The organism is Rhodococcus sp. MH15 (genome assembly GCF_019266045.1).
GTDB lineage: Bacteria > Actinomycetota > Actinomycetes > Mycobacteriales > Mycobacteriaceae > Rhodococcus_F > Rhodococcus_F qingshengii.
This window is the reverse complement of sequence record NZ_LPNP01000058.1, coordinates 242826-260360: the sequence shown is the minus strand read 5'-3', so window position 1 is coordinate 260360 and position 17535 is coordinate 242826. Positions and strand designations below refer to the sequence as shown.

The window sequence follows — 17535 nt, the reverse complement described above, 5'->3', positions numbered from 1 at the left end:
TGCGTGAGTACAGACCACCCAGACCGAGATGTCAACGCGGAGGATCAGCCGATTACCGAAATCTCGAAGGCCGACGAGTCCGAAACCGTGAAACCGGAAGCCGTGAAATCGGAAGACGGTGACCTGGCGGTTGCGCCGGTCGAAAAGCCCCGCCGGCTGACCATGCTCATTGCCATCGCCGCTGTCATCCTGCTCTCGGACATTCTCACGAAGGTGTGGGCAGTCGCCGCGGTCAAACCGGGGCAGCCGATCGAAATCATCGGTGACGTGGTCACATTCACGATGGTGCGCAATCCGGGGGCAGCGTTCTCGATGGCGACGTCGATGACGTGGATCCTCACTCTCGTCGCAATCGGTGTGGTCATCGGTGTGATCAAGATCGGTCGCACGCTCCGATCACCGTGGTGGGCGCTCGGTCTCGGCCTCGTTCTCGGCGGCGCGCTGGGTAACCTCGTCGACCGATTCTTCCGCTCTCCCGGAATCATGCGCGGACATGTGGTGGATTTCGTCTCCGTCGGCTGGTGGCCGGTGTTCAACATCGCGGATTCCGCGATCGTCTGTGGCGCGATTCTGCTCGTCGTCCTGACACTGTTCGGCTTCGAACCCAACGGTGAACGCCTGCGTGATCACAAGGCGGACGACAAGAAGCTCACCGAATCGAAGGCTGCAGCCGAGGGAGAAACCAAGTGAGGGAATCCCGTTCGATGCCAGTGCCCGACGGTCTCGATGCCATGCGCGTCGATGCCGGCCTCGCGCGCCTTCTCGGACTCTCGCGCACCGTGGTCGCGACACTCGCGGAAGAAGGCTCGGTACTCGTCGACGGTGTGGCCGTCGGCAAGTCCGATCGTCTGACCGCAGGGTCGTGGCTCGAGGTAGTCCTGCCCGAACCGCCGCGGCCCCTGACCATCGAAGCGACACCGGTCGAGGGAATGGAGATCCTCTACGCCGACGACGACGTCGTGGCAGTCGACAAGCCCGTCGGAGTTGCCGCGCACGCCAGCGTCGGGTGGACGGGACCGACCGTCATCGGCGGACTTGCCGCGGCCGGTTTCCGCATCTCGACGTCCGGTGCCCACGAGCGTCAGGGCATCGTCCACCGCCTGGACGTCGGAACGTCGGGTGTCATGGTGGTTGCCACATCCGAGCGCGCGTACACGTTGCTCAAGCGCGCTTTCAAGCAGCGGACCATCGACAAGCGCTACCACGCTCTCGTGCAGGGACATCCCGACCCGAGCAGCGGAACGATCGACGCGCCCATCGGACGCCATCACGGGAACGACTGGCGATTCACGGTCACGGCCGACGGCAAGCCCAGCGTCACGCACTACGACACCATCGAGGCGTTCCAGGCAGCGAGTCTGCTGGACGTGCACCTCGAAACCGGTCGCACACACCAGATCCGTGTCCACTTTTCGGCGTTGCGCCATCCGTGCTGCGGTGACCTGACTTACGGCGCGGACCCTCGACTTGCCGAAAGGCTCGGCCTCGAGCGCCAGTGGTTGCACGCCGTGTCTCTTGGATTCGCACATCCGGCGGACGGTCGCTGGGTCGAGATCAAGAGCAAGTACCCGAAGGATCTCGAACACGCACTCGAAGTTCTCCGGTCCTCATGACACCGCGCGGGCTTACCCCCGCGCCGGCCGTCGTCGCGGTGGTGGTCGGTGTGGCGGCGGTGGTGGGCGTGGGGTTCGCGAATCCCGTGCCGACCCCGCCGATCCGGACGGACACCCTGGGTCCGGACAGTGGGGAAGCTGTCCCGGACTACCTCGACCGAGCGCGAGATTCCGTCGCGTCGGTCGATGGGCCGGTATGGGCGTTGGTCTCGTTCACGAAGGCACTCACCGTCGACGAGGTCATCACGTCGACCAGCAGTGTTCAGGTGCCGGGCGCTGAGGTCTCGGGCGTTCGCGTGTCCAGGGTCATGTTCCGAGTTCCGATCGAGCGCGTCCAGACGCCGCTCATGTCGGTGCCCGTTCCCGACAACGACGAAGCAGTACGCAGATCGCCCGGTGTTGCAGCCACGCGACTGGTCTCGCTCGGCGGCGACACCGATCGTCAGCAACAGGTGGCGCTCGCGTCGGCGAAGCAATTGTCCGCCGGGTGCGCCTGCGCGGTGGGCGTGCTGGTGCGAGCGACTCCCGAAGGACTCGAAGCGATCGAACATGACTCGAACGTCCGTGCAGTGGAAGCGTTGCCGTCCGACGCCTCGCCGTGGTTGGCAGCCGTCCGTCCCTTGCTGCCGGAGTACGTGGACGTCGTTGCTCCCGGCCCCGACGATGGTCCGGTCCCGTGAACTCCGGTTCTGTGAACAAGGACGAACGCGCTGAGTCCCGTTCGTCCTCGGGGATCTTCTACGGTGTGGCGGCTTTCCTGTTGTGGGGAACGTTCCCGGCCTTCTTCGGATTACTCGACTTCGCCGATCCGGTCGAGATCCTGGCGCACCGGGTGGTGTGGACCCTTCTGTTGATGCTGATCGTGTTGGCCTTTGCCGGCCGCCTCGGATCGCTTCGCGGAATCAGCGCACGCACCTGGCTGCTGGTGACCGCGGCGTCAGCGGCGATCGCCGTGAACTGGGGGACGTACATCTATGCCGTGGTGTCAGGCCGCGTCGTGGAGGCGGCTCTCGGGTACTTCATCAACCCGCTGGTCACCGTTCTGCTCGGCGTCGTGATCTTCCGCGAACGATTGCGCCGCGCTCAGATCGCCGCACTCGTTCTCGCTGCCATGGCAGTTGTCGTGATCACGGTCGACTTCGGGAAACCTCCGATCGTCGCTTTGCTGCTCGCCGGCTCGTTTGCCACCTATGGGTTGGTCAAGAAGGTGGTTCCGCTCGATCCTCGAACCAGTTTGACTGCCGAGGGAGTCGTTGCCGCACCGTTCGCGGTCGGCTACCTCGTGTTTCTCGGCCTGACCGGGGCCGGTGCATTCATCAGCAGCGGTTCCGGTCACAGCCTGTTGCTGCTTGCCGCCGGCCCGGTCACCGCGCTGCCGCTGCTCCTGTTCGGCGTCGCCGCTCAGAGAGTTCCGTTGGCGACGATGGGCATGCTGCAGTACCTCACCCCGGCGCTCCAGATGGCGTGGGGTGTGGCCGTCATGCACGAGGACATGCCGGCGTCACGGTGGATCGGCTTCGTTCTGATCTGGGCTGCACTGGTGATCTTCACGACAGACACCTTCGTCGCCAGTCGACGTTCGCGGCGTTCGGTGAGGTCGAGCGCCGAACCCGAGGTTCCGGTCACGTGACCGGAGGCGGCGCACGGCGACTCCGCTACGTCGGTCGCCGGTCGTGTCGGCAGCGCGGCATACACTCGATCTCGCTCCCAGACCTTCAGAGAGGCGCACGTGGCTGACTCGTTCGTACATCTTCACAATCACACCGAGTACTCGATGCTCGACGGTGCGGCCAAGGTCGGCGCCATGTTCGAGGAGGCCGCTCGTCTCGAAATGACCGCAGTCGGCATGACCGACCACGGAAACATGTACGGCGCCAGCCAGTTCTACAACGAGGCAAAGAGCGCCGGCATCAAGCCGATCATCGGCATCGAGGCCTACATCGCACCCGAGTCTCGCTTCAACACCAAGCGAGTTCTGTGGGGCGATCGCAGCCAGAAGTCCGACGACGTCTCCGGTAGCGGTGCGTACACCCACATGACGATGGTGGCCGAGAACGCGACCGGACTCCGCAACCTCTTCAAGCTGTCGTCGCTCGCGTCCATCGAGGGCCAGCTCGGTAAATGGCCACGGATGGACGAGGAGCTCATCGCCGCGCACGCCGAGGGCATCATCGCGACCACGGGTTGCCCGTCCGGTGAGATCCAGACGCGCCTTCGTCTCGGCCACGATCGCGAGGCTCTCGAAGCTGCCGCGAAGTGGCAGGAGATCTGGGGGCCGGACAACTTCTTCCTCGAACTGATGGATCACGGTCTCTCGATCGAGCGCCGTGTGCGAGAGGGTCTGCTCGACATCGGCAAGCAACTCGGTATTCCGCCACTTGCCACCAACGACTGCCATTACGTCACCAAGGACGCCGCCGAGAATCACGAGGCGCTGCTCTGCATTCAGACCGGCAAGACGCTCTCCGACCCCACTCGCTTCAAGTTCGACGGCGACGGCTACTACCTCAAGTCCGCTGCCGAGATGCGCGCCATCTGGGACAACGAGGTACCGGGGGCATGCGACAACACCGTTGCCATCGGCGAGCGTGTGCAGTCGTACGAGGACGTCTGGGCATTCCACGACCGCATGCCGATCTTCCCGGTCCCGGAGGGACACACGCAGCAGACCTTCCTGCGCGCCGAGGTGATGCGCGGACTCGATCGCCGCTTCCCGAGCGGACCGCCGCAGGAGTACCTCGCCCGCGCCGACTACGAGATCGGCGTCATCAACGAAATGGGCTTCCCGGCCTACTTCCTCGTGGTCGGCGACCTGATCAACCACGCCAAGGACGTCGGGATCCGTGTCGGGCCCGGCCGTGGATCGGCTGCCGGTTCGTTGGTGGCCTACGCGATGGGTATCACCAACATCGACCCCATCCCGTACGGGTTGCTGTTCGAGCGATTCCTCAACCCCGAGCGTGTGTCCATGCCCGATATCGATATCGACTTCGATGATCGCCGTCGCGGCGAGATGGTTCGCTACGCGACGGACAAGTGGGGCAACGACAAGGTCGCCCAGGTCATCACCTTCGGCACCATCAAGACCAAGGCTGCCATCAAGGACTCGGCTCGCGTCCAGTTCGGCAAGCCGGGCTTCGCCATCGCCGATCAGATCACCAAGGCACTCCCGCCGCCCATCATGGCCAAGGACATCTCTGTCTCCGGTATCACCGATCCGAAGCACGAGCGGTACAAGGAGGCCGTCGAGGTTCGAGCACTCATCGACTCCAGCCCGGACGTCGCGAAGATCTACAAGACCGCGGTGGGTCTGGAAGGGCTGATCCGTAACGCCGGTGTGCACGCCTGCGCGGTCATCATGTCGTCCGAACCGCTCACCGACGCAATCCCGGTCTGGAAGCGCGCCCAGGACGGCGCCATCATCACCGGGTGGGACTACCCCTCGTGTGAAGCCATCGGCCTGCTCAAGATGGACTTCCTCGGTCTGCGAAACCTCACGGTCATCGGCGACACGCTCGAGAACATCAAAGCCAACCGCGGCATCGACCTCGACCTCGACACTTTGCCGATGGACGATGCGGCAACATACGAACTGCTCGCCCGCGGTGACACTCTCGGTGTGTTCCAGCTCGACGGCGGCGGTATGCGCGAGTTGCTGAAATTGATGCAGCCCACCGGATTCGGCGATATCGTCGCCGCCTTGGCGCTGTATCGACCGGGACCGATGGGTGTGGACGCCCACATCTCGTACGCCAAGCGCAAGAACGCCTTGGAAGACGTCAAGCCGATTCACCCCGAACTGGAGGAGCCGCTCGCGGAGATCCTCTCCGAGACCTACGGCCTGATCATCTACCAGGAGCAGATCATGCAACTGGCGCAGAAGGTGGCCGGGTACACCCTGGGTCAGGCCGACTTGCTGCGTCGCGCCATGGGTAAGAAGAAGCTGTCCGAGCTGGAAAAGGCCTACGCCGGCTTCCGGCAGGGCATGTTGGACAACAACTTCAGCGAAGCCGCCATCAAGGCGCTGTGGGACACGGTCCTTCCCTTCGCCGGCTACGCGTTCAACAAGTCGCACTCCGCCGGCTACGGACTCGTGTCGTACTGGACTGCGTACCTCAAGGCGAACTACCCGGCCGAGTACATGGCGGGTCTGCTGACCTCCGTCGGTGACGACAAGGACAAGTCCGCGATCTACCTCGCCGACTGCCGCAAGTTGGGCATCACCGTTCTCCCGCCGGACGTCAACGAGTCACGCGTCGACTTCGCGACCGTCGGCGACGACATCCGTTTCGGTATGGGGTCGGTGCGCAACGTCGGCGCCAACGTCGTCGCCTCGATCATCAAGGCGCGCACCGAGAAGTCGAAGTTCACAGATTTCTCCGACTATCTCGGCAAGATCGACGCGATGGCTTGCAACAAGAAGGTCACCGAATCGCTCATCAAGGCCGGTGCTTTCGACTCGTTGGGTCATCCGCGCAAGGGCCTGATGTTGGTCCATGCCGACGCCATCGATTCCGTGATGAGCACCAAGAAGGCGGAGGCGATCGGACAGTTCGACCTCTTCGGCGGTGCCGAGGCGGACGAGTCGATCACCTCGGTGTTCGACGTCAAGATTCCTGACGAAGAGTGGGATTCCAAGCATCGCCTGGCGCTCGAACGAGAGATGCTGGGGCTGTATGTCTCCGGTCACCCGCTCAACGGCGTCGAGCACATTCTTCGCCAGCAGTCCGACACGTCCATCGCCGCGATTTTGGAAGGCGGCGTCCAGGACGGTGCCCAGGTAACTCTCGGCGGCATCATCGCCTCGGTGGACCGCCGGGTCAACAAGAACGGTCTGACCTGGTGCATCGTGCAGCTCGAAGATCTCGTGGGTGGAATCGAGGTGCTGTTCTTCCCGCAGGCGTACGCCGTGTACGGAATGGACATCGCCGAGGATGCCATCGTGTTGGTCAAGGCTCGCGTTTCGATCCGAGACGATCGGATGTCACTGATCGGCAACGACCTTGCGGTACCTGATATTTCGGCGATCGGGGTTGCGCGTCCGCTGTCGGTCTCGCTGCCGCTTCGGCAATGCACCAAGGACAAGCTCAGTGCTCTCAAGCAGGTGTTGACCAGGCATCCGGGGACGTCCGATGTCCATGTCCGACTGATCGGCGGAACCGAAATCAGCTTGTGGAAGGTCGACGACGTCCTTCGGGTCGAACCGTCCTCGGCACTGATGGGCGACCTGAAGGCATTGCTCGGACCGAGTTGCCTGACGGTCTGACCGCCGAGCGGACCTGAACCGAACGAAGGGACCTTGCTGCTGATGCAGCAAGGTCCCTTCGTGGTTCGCGGGAGTTCGGGGGAGTGCGGTGATCAGGTGGTGCGTGAGTAGTGCACGCGCCGTACCCACCACGTGACTACAGCGGCCGTTGCGGCAGTCAGTACGGCCACCTGCATCGACTGCGTGACGGCACCGGCGACGACGAACAGCACGAACCCGACCACGAGAGCTTCGATCTTGTACAGCGGCCACCGAGTTCCGGCCAGATCGACGCAATAGTCGGGGGAGGGGCGTGATTCGCGAGTGGAGATATCTGCGGTGGTCATCTCGTCCCCTTCTGATACGGCTGTTCGAAGCTGTGGTTTCAGAGTAGCCAGAGATGAGAGTTCGGGCAAGCGAACTTTATTGATCGGCAGCTCACTTAATCGATCAACCAGGGGAGTGCGCGGGCGACAGGCCTGGTCGGCGTGGTTCGGTGGCCAAGGTGCTCGAGTGGGTGTTCACTGGTATACATGCCAATCACAGGTGAGTACGAACCCAGTCCAGCGTCGTGGGCCGCCGATCAGGTCGCACGCATCGAGAACTCCGGTGGCACCGAGGGAAACGACATGAACGGCATGCCCGTCGTCGTTCTCACGACCATCGGGGCAAAGTCCGGAAAGGTCAGGAAGACGCCGCTGATGCGGGTCGAGCACGACGGTTCGTATGCCGTTGTGGCTTCGCTCGGTGGCGCCCCGAAGAATCCGGTCTGGTACTACAACGTCAAAGCCGACCCGCACGTCACGCTGCGTGACGCGACGCAGGTCTTCGACCTGGTTGCTCGGGAAGTCACCGGCGACGAGAAGGCGGTCTGGTGGGAGCGCGCTGTCGCTGCGTACCCCGACTACGCCGATTATCAGACGAAGACCGATCGTGAGATTCCGGTGTTCGTGCTCGAACCCAAGTAACCCCGCATTTCACAAGAAGCGCTGCATCAATCACAAGTAAATCGTCACTCCCGGGGGTCGGCGATCCCGACTCCCGGGAGTGTGTCATGGAGGTCTGATGAGTCCGAAAACCGTTGCAGATCAATTGGTTCAGCAGCTCGTTGACGCGGGTGTCAGTCGGATCTACGGCATTGTCGGTGACAGTCTCAATCCCATCGTCGATGCGGTTCGTCGCACCGGTGGTTCCGAGAAGGGCGGAATCGATTGGATACACGTCCGGCATGAGGAAGCAGCCGCCTTTGCGGCCGCAGCGGATGCCCAGATCACCGGAAAACTCGCAGTGTGTGCCGGATCCTGCGGTCCCGGAAACCTTCACCTGATCAACGGCCTGTACGACGCTCATCGTTCGGGCGCGCCGGTCCTCGCGATCGCCTCACACATCCCCAGCGCCCAGATCGGAATGGGCTACTTTCAGGAAACGCATCCCGAGCGGATCTTCATCGAATGTTCGAGTTACACCGAACTCGTCAGCACGGCAGTCCAATCACCACGCGTGGTGCAGTCGGCGATTCAGCATTCGGTGGCTCGAAACGGCGTCTCGGTGATCGTGCTTCCCGGGGACATCGCCGATTGTCCGGCAGAAGGCACCCCGCCGACGCTCGTCGAAACCCGAAGGCCGACAGTCGTTCCGGATGCCGGTGACGTCAAGGCGTTGGCAGATGTGATCAACCGCTCGCGTAAGGTTGCGATCTTCGCCGGCGCGGGCGTGCGAGATGCGCGCGCGGAGGTTCTGGCGTTGGCCGAAACCGTCGTCGCTCCCATCGGGCATTCACTGCGTGGCAAGGAATGGATCCAGTACGACAATCCATACGACGTCGGGATGACCGGATTGCTCGGTTACGGTGCGGCGCACGACGGTATCCACGGCGCCGATCTCCTGCTCCTGATCGGTACGGACTTTCCCTACGATCAGTTCTTGCCCGACGACGTTCGTACCGCTCAGATCGACATCGCGGCCGAGCGGTTGGGGCGTCGAACCAGCCTGGACCTGGCTGTGCACGGCGACGTCGCGAGCACCTTGAGCGCACTGATTCCGCAGCTCGATCGAAAGACCGACCGCGGGTTCCTGGAGGACACGCTCGCCAAGCACAACACTCTGATGACCAAAGTGGTTGGTGCATACACGGATCCGGTCAAGCAGCGCACGCCGATTCACCCCGAGTATGCGGCCTCGATCTTGGACGATCTGGCAGCCGACGACGCAATCTTCACCGCCGACACCGGGATGTGCAACGTGTGGACGGCGCGCTATCTCAATCCGAACGGATCGAGACGCTTCATCTCCTCGGCGCTGCACGGATCGATGTCCAATGCGCTCCCACACGCGATGGGTGCTGCATGGTCGAGTCCGGGGCGTCAGGTCATCTCGGTGTCGGGCGACGGTGGATTGTCGATGCTGCTCGGTGAGTTGGTCACCGTCGCGATGTACAAGTTGCCGGTCAAGATCGTGGTGTTCAACAACTCGACGCTCGGAATGGTCAAGCTCGAGATGCTGGTCGACGGCCTTCCGGATTTCGGGGTCGACGTGCCCGCGGTCGACTACGCGGCGGTTGCTGCTGCGCTCGGTATCTTTTCGCGCCGAATCGAGAATCCCGCGGATATCGAAGCGGGCCTACGCGCCGCGCTCGATCACGACGGTCCGGCCTTGGTTGATCTGGTGACCGATCCGCTGGCATTGTCGTTGCCGCCCACCATCACCGGTGGTCAGATGAAGGGCTTCGCTTTGGCGATGTCGAAGATGGTGATGAACGGCGGCGTCGGCGAGGCAGTACAGATGGCCAAGTCGAATCTGCGGAACGTGCCACGTCCCTCACAGTTGGATCCGCGCGGCTGACCTACCGCCACCCTGCCTCGCAGACCATGCGGGGCGGGGTGGTGGGAAGGTTGATCTCCGACGTGCGAAAATGGCGGGGTGTCTAACTCGCCCGATGTCGTAGTAACGAAGTCCACCGTCCCCGCGCTCGACGCGCAGGAGATCGACGCGGCCATCGAGCGAATTCAGCACGTCATTGCGGCGACGCCCCTGCAGTACAGCGATCGTCTTTCGGCGTTGACCGGGGCACACGTGTATCTCAAGCGTGAGGACCTCCAGGGCGTTCGTTCGTACAAGATTCGTGGCGCGTACAACCTGATCGCTCAGCTCAACGAGGCCGAACGCGGTGCCGGCGTAGTGACTGCCAGTGCCGGTAACCATGCGCAGGGTGTTGCTTTCGCGTGCCGAACGATGCAGATCAAGGGTCGGATCTACGTTCCGGCCAATACCCCCAAGCAGAAGCGTGATCGCATCCGCGCGCACGGTGGAGCGTTTGTCGAACTGTTCATGATCGGTGAGACCTATGACGCCGCAGCTGCTGCGGCCGCCGAGGACGTAGCCGAAACCGGCGCAACCATGGTTCCCCCGTTCGACGACGTGCGCACCGCTGCGGGGCAAGGAACCATCGCAGCGGAGATTCTCACGCAATTGGACGCCCCTCTCGACACGATCGTCGTGCCGGTCGGCGGCGGCGGTTGCATTGCGGGCATCGCCACCTACCTGCACGAACGGTCGCCCAAGACGTCGATCGTCGGGATCGAGCCGTCCGGTGCGGCGTCAATGACGGCCGCTCTTGTTGCCGGGGGCCCGGTGACTCTTCCCGACGTCGATCCATTTGTCGACGGCGCAGCGGTCAAGAGGATCGGCGATGTTCCCTACGAGGTCGTCTCACGTCTGGGTGCCGCCGTGGTGTCGCACGCGTCGTTGCCGCTCGTGGCTCGTCAACTTCAGACACGGTCCGGTTCGGGATCGTTTGTCGTCAATCAGATCGACGAGGGCGCTATCTGCACGGCGATGCTCGAGCTGTATCAGAGCGAGGGCATCATCGCCGAACCCGCGGGAGCGCTTTCCGTTGCGGCACTTCAGAATTTGACGTTCGAGCCGGGTTCGACCGTCGTGTGCCTGATCTCCGGTGGCAACAACGACGTCTCTCGTTACGGCGAAATCCTCGAGCGTTCGCTCGTTCACCTCGGGCTCAAGCACTACTTCCTGGTCGACTTTCCGCAGGAACCGGGAGCGCTCCGTCGCTTCCTCTCGGACGTGCTCGGGCCGGACGACGACATCGCGCTGTTCGAGTACGTCAAGCGAAACAATCGCGAGACGGGTGCCGCGTTGGTGGGTATCGAACTCGGTTCCGCCGACGGGTTGGCGGCGTTACTCGAGCGGATGGAGCGCGCGCCGATGCAGTCCGAGAGGCTCGAGCCGGGAAGCCCGGCGTACCGCTATCTGACGTAAGGGACGCCCCCCGGTCAGGGCCGCAGTCGCTCGACTACCTGTCGATGCAGTTCGGGATCCGGCTGGGGGAGTCCGAGCATGGCCGCCAGATACAGGCCGTCGCCGACGAGTCGGATGATCTCGGCCTGCACAGGGTCGGCGATCTCGGTCTGAAGGCCCTTGTCCCAGCTCCGCATCACATGTGTGACGGCCTTCTGGATTTCGTCGTGTTGTCCGTCGACTGTTCTCAGTGCCGCGATGATCGACCGGAAGAGTGAGAGTTCTTCGCTTTCGTTCGCATCGGGGATCTGCAGATAGAACTCGGTGACCGTCGTACCGCCTGCTACGGCGTCTTCGAGTTGCTGATCCGAGCGTTCTCCGAGTCTGCGGACCATCGCCGCGAGCAGTGCTTCCTTGCTGGGGAAGTGATAGAGAAGTCCGCCCTTGGAAACCCCGGCTTCGGCGGCAACGCCTTCGAGCGTGACTTGGGCGACGCCGCTGACCAGCAGCAGCTTCTCCAGTGCGTCGAGAATTCGATCGCGAGTGTCGGCAGCCATGTGATGTGACCCTACCCGGAAATAACTTTACCGCTCGGACGGTTCACTGTTACCGTAGACCTACTGTACCGGCTGGACGGTGCAGTGAAGTCTTTTCGAAAGAACTCAGAGAAAGTCGCAGGGGAGCAATGTCAGTGTCGGCAGATACGTCTGCAATCAATCCCGACGAGGTTCGGGCGACAAAGCGTGACTGGGCGGGCTTGATAGTCCTTGCCTTTGCTGTGTTGCTCATCGCAGTCGACGGCACGGTGCTCGATCTTGCGCTTCCGTTCATCAGCGCCGACCTCGAACCGAGCAGCACGCAGTTGCTGTGGATCATCGACGTCTATTCGTTCGTGCTCGCCGGTCTGCTCATCACCATGGGTACGCTCGGCGACCGGATCGGTAGGCGAAAACTGCTCCTGATCGGCGCAGTCGGCTTCGGTCTCGCCTCGATCATCGCCGCTCTCGCTGTCAGTCCCGAGATGCTCATTGCCGCCCGCGTGCTGCAGGGTATTTCCGGTGCAACGCTGATGCCGGCCACCCTCGGTCTGATCCGCACGATCTTCGTCAACCCGCGTCAGCGCACCGAGGCGATCGGTGTCTGGGGCGCGATGGCCGGTGGCGGTACCGCGGCAGGCCCTTTGGTCGGTGGTTGGTTGCTCGAGCACTTCTGGTGGGGTTCGGTCTTCTTGATCAACATTCCGGTCATGATCGCGCTGGTTGTACTCGGCCCGATCCTGATCCCGGAGTCGAAGGACCCCAATCCGGGTCGATTCGACCTCATCAGCGCTGGTCTGTCGATGGCGACCATGTTGCCGCTGGTGTACGCGGTCAAGGAATCCGTGGTGCACGGCGTCAGCATCACGTTGCTGGTGATCGGCCTCGTTGGTCTCGCGGCGGGTTACGTGTTCGTGCGTCGTCAGCGGATGCTGAAGGATCCGATGTTGGATCTGAAGCTGTTTGCCAACGCGTCGTTCTCCACCGCCGTCATCACCAACCTGCTCTCGATCTTCGCGCTGGCAGGTGTCCTGTTCTTCGGCTCGCAGTACCTGCAGTTGGTGCTCGGTAACTCGGCGCTCGACGCCGGCCTGCTGATGCTCCCGGGTATGTTGCTCAGCGCATTCACTGCGGTTGCGGCAGCCTGGTTGATTCGCCGGTGGTCGGTGTCTCACGTGCTCAGCGCGGGCCTCGCGGTTGCCGGTATCGGTGCTGCGATGCTGCTCGCGCTCGGCGTCGACAGCGGCCCGTTGATGTTCGTGCTCGGCTTCGGTCTGGCCGGTGCTGGTGTCGGTGTCGCGTTGACGTTGACATCGGATCTCGTGGTCAGTTCGGTGGAACCCGAACGCGCCGGCGCTGCGTCCGCTGTGTCGGAGACCGCGTACGAACTCGGCATCGCGCTCGGCGTGGCGATCCTGGGCAGCGTGGTGATGGCGATCTTCCGCAAGGGAATCGACACCTCGATGCTCGAAGCAGATCAGGCGCACGCTGCACAGGGCACGCTCGGCGGTGCCCTGCAGGAAGCAACGTACCTACCTGGTGAACTCGGTTCCGTGCTTGCCGATTCCGCGAAGTCGGCTTTTGTCGACGGTATGCACGTTGCTGCCGGTGCAACAGCTTTGGTTCTGTTCGTCAGTGCCGCATTGGTGTTGCGAATGCTGCGGAGTACACCAGAGAACGCGAAGCGTTAATACCGGAATCTCGAGAGTTAGTCAGCTTTCGAGTACGACGAACGAGTGCCCCGGCACCACTGTTGCGGACGCGGTCTCGTCCTGTGTCGGCGGATCCCACCAGAGGATGGGGGTTCCACCGGCCGGGACCGAGGCCGTGTCCGTTCCCAGATTGCACACGATCTGTAATGCGCCGCGGCGCAAGGTGATCCACTGGTCGTCCTCATCATAGTCGACGTGCAGGTGCCCCAGCCAAGGGTCGGTGATCTCGATTCGCTTCCTGCGCAGGGCAAGTAGATCGCGATAGCACGCCAGGACGCGAGCGCGTGTCTCTTCGTCTCGCTCGTCCCAGTCCAGTTTCGATCGCAGAAATGTCTGTGGGTCTTGCGGATCCGGAATGTCGTCACTGTTCCAGCCGTGCGCCGCGAACTCCGCTTTGCGGCCTTTGGCAGTGGCCTCGCCGAGTTCCGGTTCCGGATGCGAGGTGAAGAACTGGAACGGAGTGGTCGCTCCCCATTCCTCGCCCATGAACAGCATCGGCGTGTACGGCGATAGCAGGACCAGCGCCGCCTTGATCGCCAATTGTCCTGGCGTCAGATAGGCGCTCGGGCGGTCCCCGATCGCGCGGTTGCCGATCTGATCGTGGGTGCACGTGTATGCGAGCAGGGCGCTGGCGGGCTGATGCGTGATGTCGATCGGCCGGCCGTGAACCCGTCCACGGAACGAGGAATACGTTCCGGCGTGGAAGAAACCGCGCCGCAATGTATTTGCAAGGGATTCCAAGGATCCGAAGTCGGCGTAATAACCCTGGCGTTCGCCGGACACGGCCGTGTGAATGGTGTGGTGGATGTCGTCGTCCCACTGCGCGTCCAAGCCGAACCCGCCGGCCGCTCGTGGCGTGATCAGAGTGGCGTCGTTGAGATCGCTTTCGGCGATCAACGTGAGCGGTCGACCGAGATGAGCCGACAGTGTTTCCGTTCGGACGGCGAGTTCCTCGAGGATGTGCGTTCCGGTGTGATCGACCAACGCGTGGACGGCGTCGAGGCGTAGACCGTCGATGTGGAAATCACGCATCCATCGCAGGGCATTGCCGATGATGTACTCGCGAACCTCGCCCGACTGCGGGCCTCCGATGTTGATCGTTCGGCCCCAGGTGTTCGCTCCATCGGCAATGTAGGGGCCGAACTTTTCGAGGTAGTTGCCCGACGGGCCCAGGTGGTTGTAGACCACGTCAAGAATCACGCCGAGTCCGCGTTCGTGGGCCGCATTCACCAAGCGTTGCAATCCGTCCGGGCCACCGTAGATCTCGTGGACCGTGTACCAGAGCACACCGTCGTAGCCCCAGTTGTGAGTTCCGTTGAAGCCGTTGACCGGCATGATTTCCACGAAGCCGACGCCGAGGTCTACCAGGTGATCGAGACGTTCGATCGCGGCGTCGAATGTTCCTTCGGGGGTGAACGTTCCGATGTGCAGTTCGTAGACCGATGATCCTGGGAGTTGTCGTCCGGTCCACTGAGAGTCGGTCCAGGACGCCTCGTCGAGTTGGTGCAGTTGGGAGCGGAGATGCACGCCTTCGGGCTGGCGTGGTGAACGCGGATCCGGGAGTGTTTCACCGTCGACGACAAAGCCGTAGCGAGCGCGGTTGTCGCAGTCGACCTCGGCGCGCCACCACCCGTCGTCGGTCCGGTCCATCTCGTGCGTGATGCCGTCGACTTCGACCCGGACCGATTCCGGTGTTGGCGCCCAGACTTCGAATGTATGCACACGATCAGCATGCCTTGTTCGGCCGGATGTGGCAGCCCGGCGGGCTGGTTCCGTCGTCAAGGACTGTTTCTATCCGCAGGTGTTGCCGGACGGTGCAGACAGCGTGATCAGTTTCGGAGCGGGGCCGCTGCAGCATCCGCCCTCGGCTTTCCCTGTGTCGGTTTCTGCTGTGTCAGGTTCGTCGAAAATACCTGCGCCGCCGCAGACTCCGGTCTCCGGAAGGATCAACTCGACGCGGGCCGCTGCTTCGTGATCGCCGGCGAGCTCGGCTGCGATGCTGCGAACCTGCTCGTAGCCGGTCATCGCCAGGAAGGTGGGTGCTCGGCCGTAGCTTTTCATTCCTGCCAAGTACACCCCCGGCTCCGGATGGCGAAGCTCCTTCGCGCCATGCGGGTAAACGGTGCCGCACGAGTGGACGTTCGGATCGATCAGCGGAGCAAGCTCGACCGGTGCTTGTAAGACCGGGTCGAGGCCGAGTCGAATTTCCGAGAGCCAGGACAGATCGGGGCGGAAGCCGGTCAGCGCTATGACGTTGTCCACGTTCTCGATGCGATCACCCGCATCGGAGGCAAGTATGAGTTGTCCCGAAGGGGTAGTTGTCACCTCTGCGGTGCGGAAGCCGGTGACGACTCTCAACAGGCCATCCTCGACGGCCTTCTTTGCGCGCAATCCCAGGGCGCCGCGCGCGGGCAGTTCGTCAGCGTCGCCGCCTCCGAATGCAGAGCCGATGTTTCCTCGGCGGACCGCCCAGGTGATGCGGGTGCTCGGAGCCTGCTCCGCCAACCCTGACAGCGCAACGATCGCCGTCAGCGCGGAGTGGCCACTACCTGCGATGACCGTGTGTTTTCCGGCGAACTGTGCCCGCACAGCGGGATCGTCGAGATCAGGAACCCGGTACCGGATCGCAGTACCCACAGCGCCTTCGCCGAGTGCAGGAAGACCTTCACCACCGAGCGGGTTGGGGGTGCCCCAGGTGCCGGACGCATCCACAACGGCCTGGGCGAACATCCGATCCTCGGTTCCGTCACGGCGCCGCAGGTGAATCGAGAGGGGTTCGCTGTCGCGTCCGGCGTCGACGACCAGGTCACGTCCGCGTCGAGCTACGCCGATCACCTCGGTGTCGAACTGGACCAGGTCGGCGAGGGCCGAGGCGAGTGGTTCGAGGTAGAGCTCGCGCCATTGCCGGCCGGACGGATAGGTCTGCCCGTCGGGTGAGCTCCATCCATTCTGGTCGAGGAGTCGCCGCGCGGCGGGGGCGACGAGTTCGGACCACCGGGAGAACAGTCGAACGTGATTCCACTCGGAGATCGCAGCACCGGCTGTGGTTCCGCGCTCGAATACAAGGGGTGTGAGTCCGCGCTCGCGCAGTTCTGCTGCGGCTGCCAGGCCGATCGGGCCGGCCCCGATCACGACAACGGGTAGGGGGTTCATTTTCGTGCCTTTCATCGACGATTATCGATCTACGGGGACTGTATCGACGATCATCAATGTAGGCAACCATCGACAGCTGTCGATATAGTGGAGAGATGACTTCGCTGCAGACTCCGACGGTGCGAGTCGGCGATTCGGACTCGGATCAGATCCGTTCTTCCGTCCTCGCGCAGGGCGATGCCGATACCTACGCGCAGTGGTTCGCCTGCCTTGCCGAGTCGATGCGCGTCCGATTGCTTCACCGGGTTGCGAGCGCGGTCGGTGGTATTACCGTCGGAGCGCTCGCCGAGGCGTTGGGGATCGGGCAACCGACGGTGTCGCACCACCTGCGCAAGCTCGCCGATGTGGGTTTTGTGACCATGCGTAAGGAAGGGACGAGCACGGTCGTCGCGATGAGTCCGACGTGTTGCGTTGCCTTGCCGCAGGCGGCGGATGTGGTGATGGGAGTCCTTGCTCCGCGTCCGTGCTGCCCGAGTGATCTGCCCGACGATGTCTCTGTCCGGGCCATGATCGACGACGACTGGGATGCGGTTCGCCGTATTTACGGCGAGGGTATCGACACCCGAAATGCCACCTTTGCCGCTGAGGTCCCCTCGCGTGAGCATCTCCACGAACGGTGGCTGCCGCAGCATCGATGGGTGGCGACTATCGGGGGTGTTGTTGTCGGATGGGCTGCGTTGAGTCCGGTTTCCGAGCGTGACTGCTACCGCGGGGTTGCCGAGAACTCCGTGTACGTTGCGGACGGCATGCGTGGTCGTGGCGTCGGAAAGGCGTTGTTGCGCAAGCAAGTCATGGCCGCCGACGCCGACGGACTCTGGACTCTGCAGACGTCGATGTTCCCGGAGAACCGTGCCTCCATCTCGCTCCATCATTCGGCCGGGTTTCGAACGGTCGGCCTTCGCGAGAAGATCGCCGAACTCGACGGCGTGTGGCGCGACACTGTTCTGCTCGAGCGTCGAACGGCGATCGCCGAGGGATGAGTCCGGGATCCGGCTGACCGGATGCCCGATTGCGCGTTGATT

The 17535-nt window shown here is 63.1% G+C and carries 14 protein-coding genes; 10 read left to right on the top strand and 4 right to left on the bottom strand.

From position 1 onward, the window contains the following. Positions 1 to 3 precede the first annotated feature (3 nt). From lspA to dnaE, 5 genes are all read left to right on the top strand, one after another. Positions 4 to 690, top strand: a complete 687-nt coding sequence (gene lspA, locus ATN37_RS05315) for a signal peptidase II (protein WP_054187270.1) — start codon at positions 4 to 6, stop codon at positions 688 to 690. Then, on the top strand, positions 687 to 1613 hold the full coding sequence (locus ATN37_RS05310) for an RluA family pseudouridine synthase (protein WP_007733161.1): 927 nt from the start codon (positions 687 to 689) through the stop codon (positions 1611 to 1613). Before lspA ends, ATN37_RS05310 begins: the two co-directional genes overlap by 4 nt. Beyond that, on the top strand, positions 1610 to 2293 hold the full coding sequence (locus ATN37_RS05305) for a hypothetical protein (protein ID WP_007733159.1): 684 nt from the start codon (positions 1610 to 1612) through the stop codon (positions 2291 to 2293). Before ATN37_RS05310 ends, ATN37_RS05305 begins: the two co-directional genes overlap by 4 nt. Continuing rightward, positions 2290 to 3243 (top strand): EamA family transporter RarD, encoded by a 954-nt coding sequence (gene rarD, locus ATN37_RS05300; RefSeq protein WP_374103508.1) that lies wholly within the window; start codon positions 2290 to 2292, stop codon positions 3241 to 3243. Before ATN37_RS05305 ends, rarD begins: the two co-directional genes overlap by 4 nt. 99 nt (positions 3244 to 3342) lie before the next feature. Then, the gene (dnaE, locus tag ATN37_RS05295) at positions 3343 to 6879 is read left to right on the top strand and encodes a DNA polymerase III subunit alpha (RefSeq protein ID WP_003941755.1); all 3537 of its coding nucleotides are present in this window, start codon (positions 3343 to 3345) and stop codon (positions 6877 to 6879) included. 92 nt (positions 6880 to 6971) lie between these two features. Here dnaE and ATN37_RS05290 read toward each other — a convergent pair whose 3' ends face one another. Next, the gene (locus ATN37_RS05290; RefSeq protein ID WP_003941759.1) at positions 6972 to 7205 is read right to left on the bottom strand and encodes a hypothetical protein; all 234 of its coding nucleotides are present in this window, start codon (positions 7203 to 7205) and stop codon (positions 6972 to 6974) included. Positions 7206 to 7391: 186 nt separating this feature from the next. Here ATN37_RS05290 and ATN37_RS05285 point away from each other — a divergent pair, with 186 nt between their 5' ends. From ATN37_RS05285 to ilvA, 3 genes are all read left to right on the top strand, one after another. Next, positions 7392 to 7826, top strand: coding sequence for a nitroreductase family deazaflavin-dependent oxidoreductase (locus ATN37_RS05285; protein ID WP_003941666.1), 435 nt, complete (start codon positions 7392 to 7394; stop codon positions 7824 to 7826). A gap of 97 nt (positions 7827 to 7923) precedes the next feature. Beyond that, positions 7924 to 9699, top strand: a complete 1776-nt coding sequence (locus tag ATN37_RS05280) for a pyruvate dehydrogenase (protein ID WP_218694876.1) — start codon at positions 7924 to 7926, stop codon at positions 9697 to 9699. A 78-nt stretch (positions 9700 to 9777) separates the two neighbouring features. Beyond that, positions 9778 to 11133 carry a threonine ammonia-lyase IlvA gene (ilvA, locus tag ATN37_RS05275; protein WP_007733150.1) on the top strand — a complete coding sequence of 452 codons (1356 nt, stop codon included), beginning with the start codon at positions 9778 to 9780 and terminating at the stop codon, positions 11131 to 11133. A 14-nt stretch (positions 11134 to 11147) separates the two neighbouring features. On the opposite strand, the gene ATN37_RS05270 is transcribed toward ilvA, so the two are convergent. Continuing rightward, positions 11148 to 11669, bottom strand: coding sequence for a TetR/AcrR family transcriptional regulator (locus ATN37_RS05270; protein WP_007733148.1), 522 nt, complete (start codon positions 11667 to 11669; stop codon positions 11148 to 11150). A gap of 128 nt (positions 11670 to 11797) precedes the next feature. On the opposite strand from ATN37_RS05270, the gene ATN37_RS05265 reads away from it, so the two are divergent. Next, positions 11798 to 13339 carry an MFS transporter gene (locus ATN37_RS05265; protein ID WP_218694874.1) on the top strand — a complete coding sequence of 514 codons (1542 nt, stop codon included), beginning with the start codon at positions 11798 to 11800 and terminating at the stop codon, positions 13337 to 13339. Between the two features lie 21 nt (positions 13340 to 13360). On the opposite strand, the gene treZ is transcribed toward ATN37_RS05265, so the two are convergent. Both treZ and ATN37_RS05255 read right to left on the bottom strand, forming a co-directional pair. Next, positions 13361 to 15082 (bottom strand): malto-oligosyltrehalose trehalohydrolase, encoded by a 1722-nt coding sequence (gene treZ, locus ATN37_RS05260; RefSeq protein WP_218694872.1) that lies wholly within the window; start codon positions 15080 to 15082, stop codon positions 13361 to 13363. 69 nt (positions 15083 to 15151) lie between these two features. Further along, complete coding sequence (locus ATN37_RS05255) at positions 15152 to 16513, bottom strand: NAD(P)-binding domain-containing protein (protein ID WP_218694870.1); 1362 nt, start codon at positions 16511 to 16513, stop codon at positions 15152 to 15154. A gap of 95 nt (positions 16514 to 16608) precedes the next feature. On the opposite strand from ATN37_RS05255, the gene ATN37_RS05250 reads away from it, so the two are divergent. Further along, entirely contained in the window at positions 16609 to 17493 is an 885-nt protein-coding gene (locus ATN37_RS05250; RefSeq protein ID WP_218694868.1) for a metalloregulator ArsR/SmtB family transcription factor, read from the top strand. Positions 17494 to 17535 lie beyond the last annotated feature (42 nt).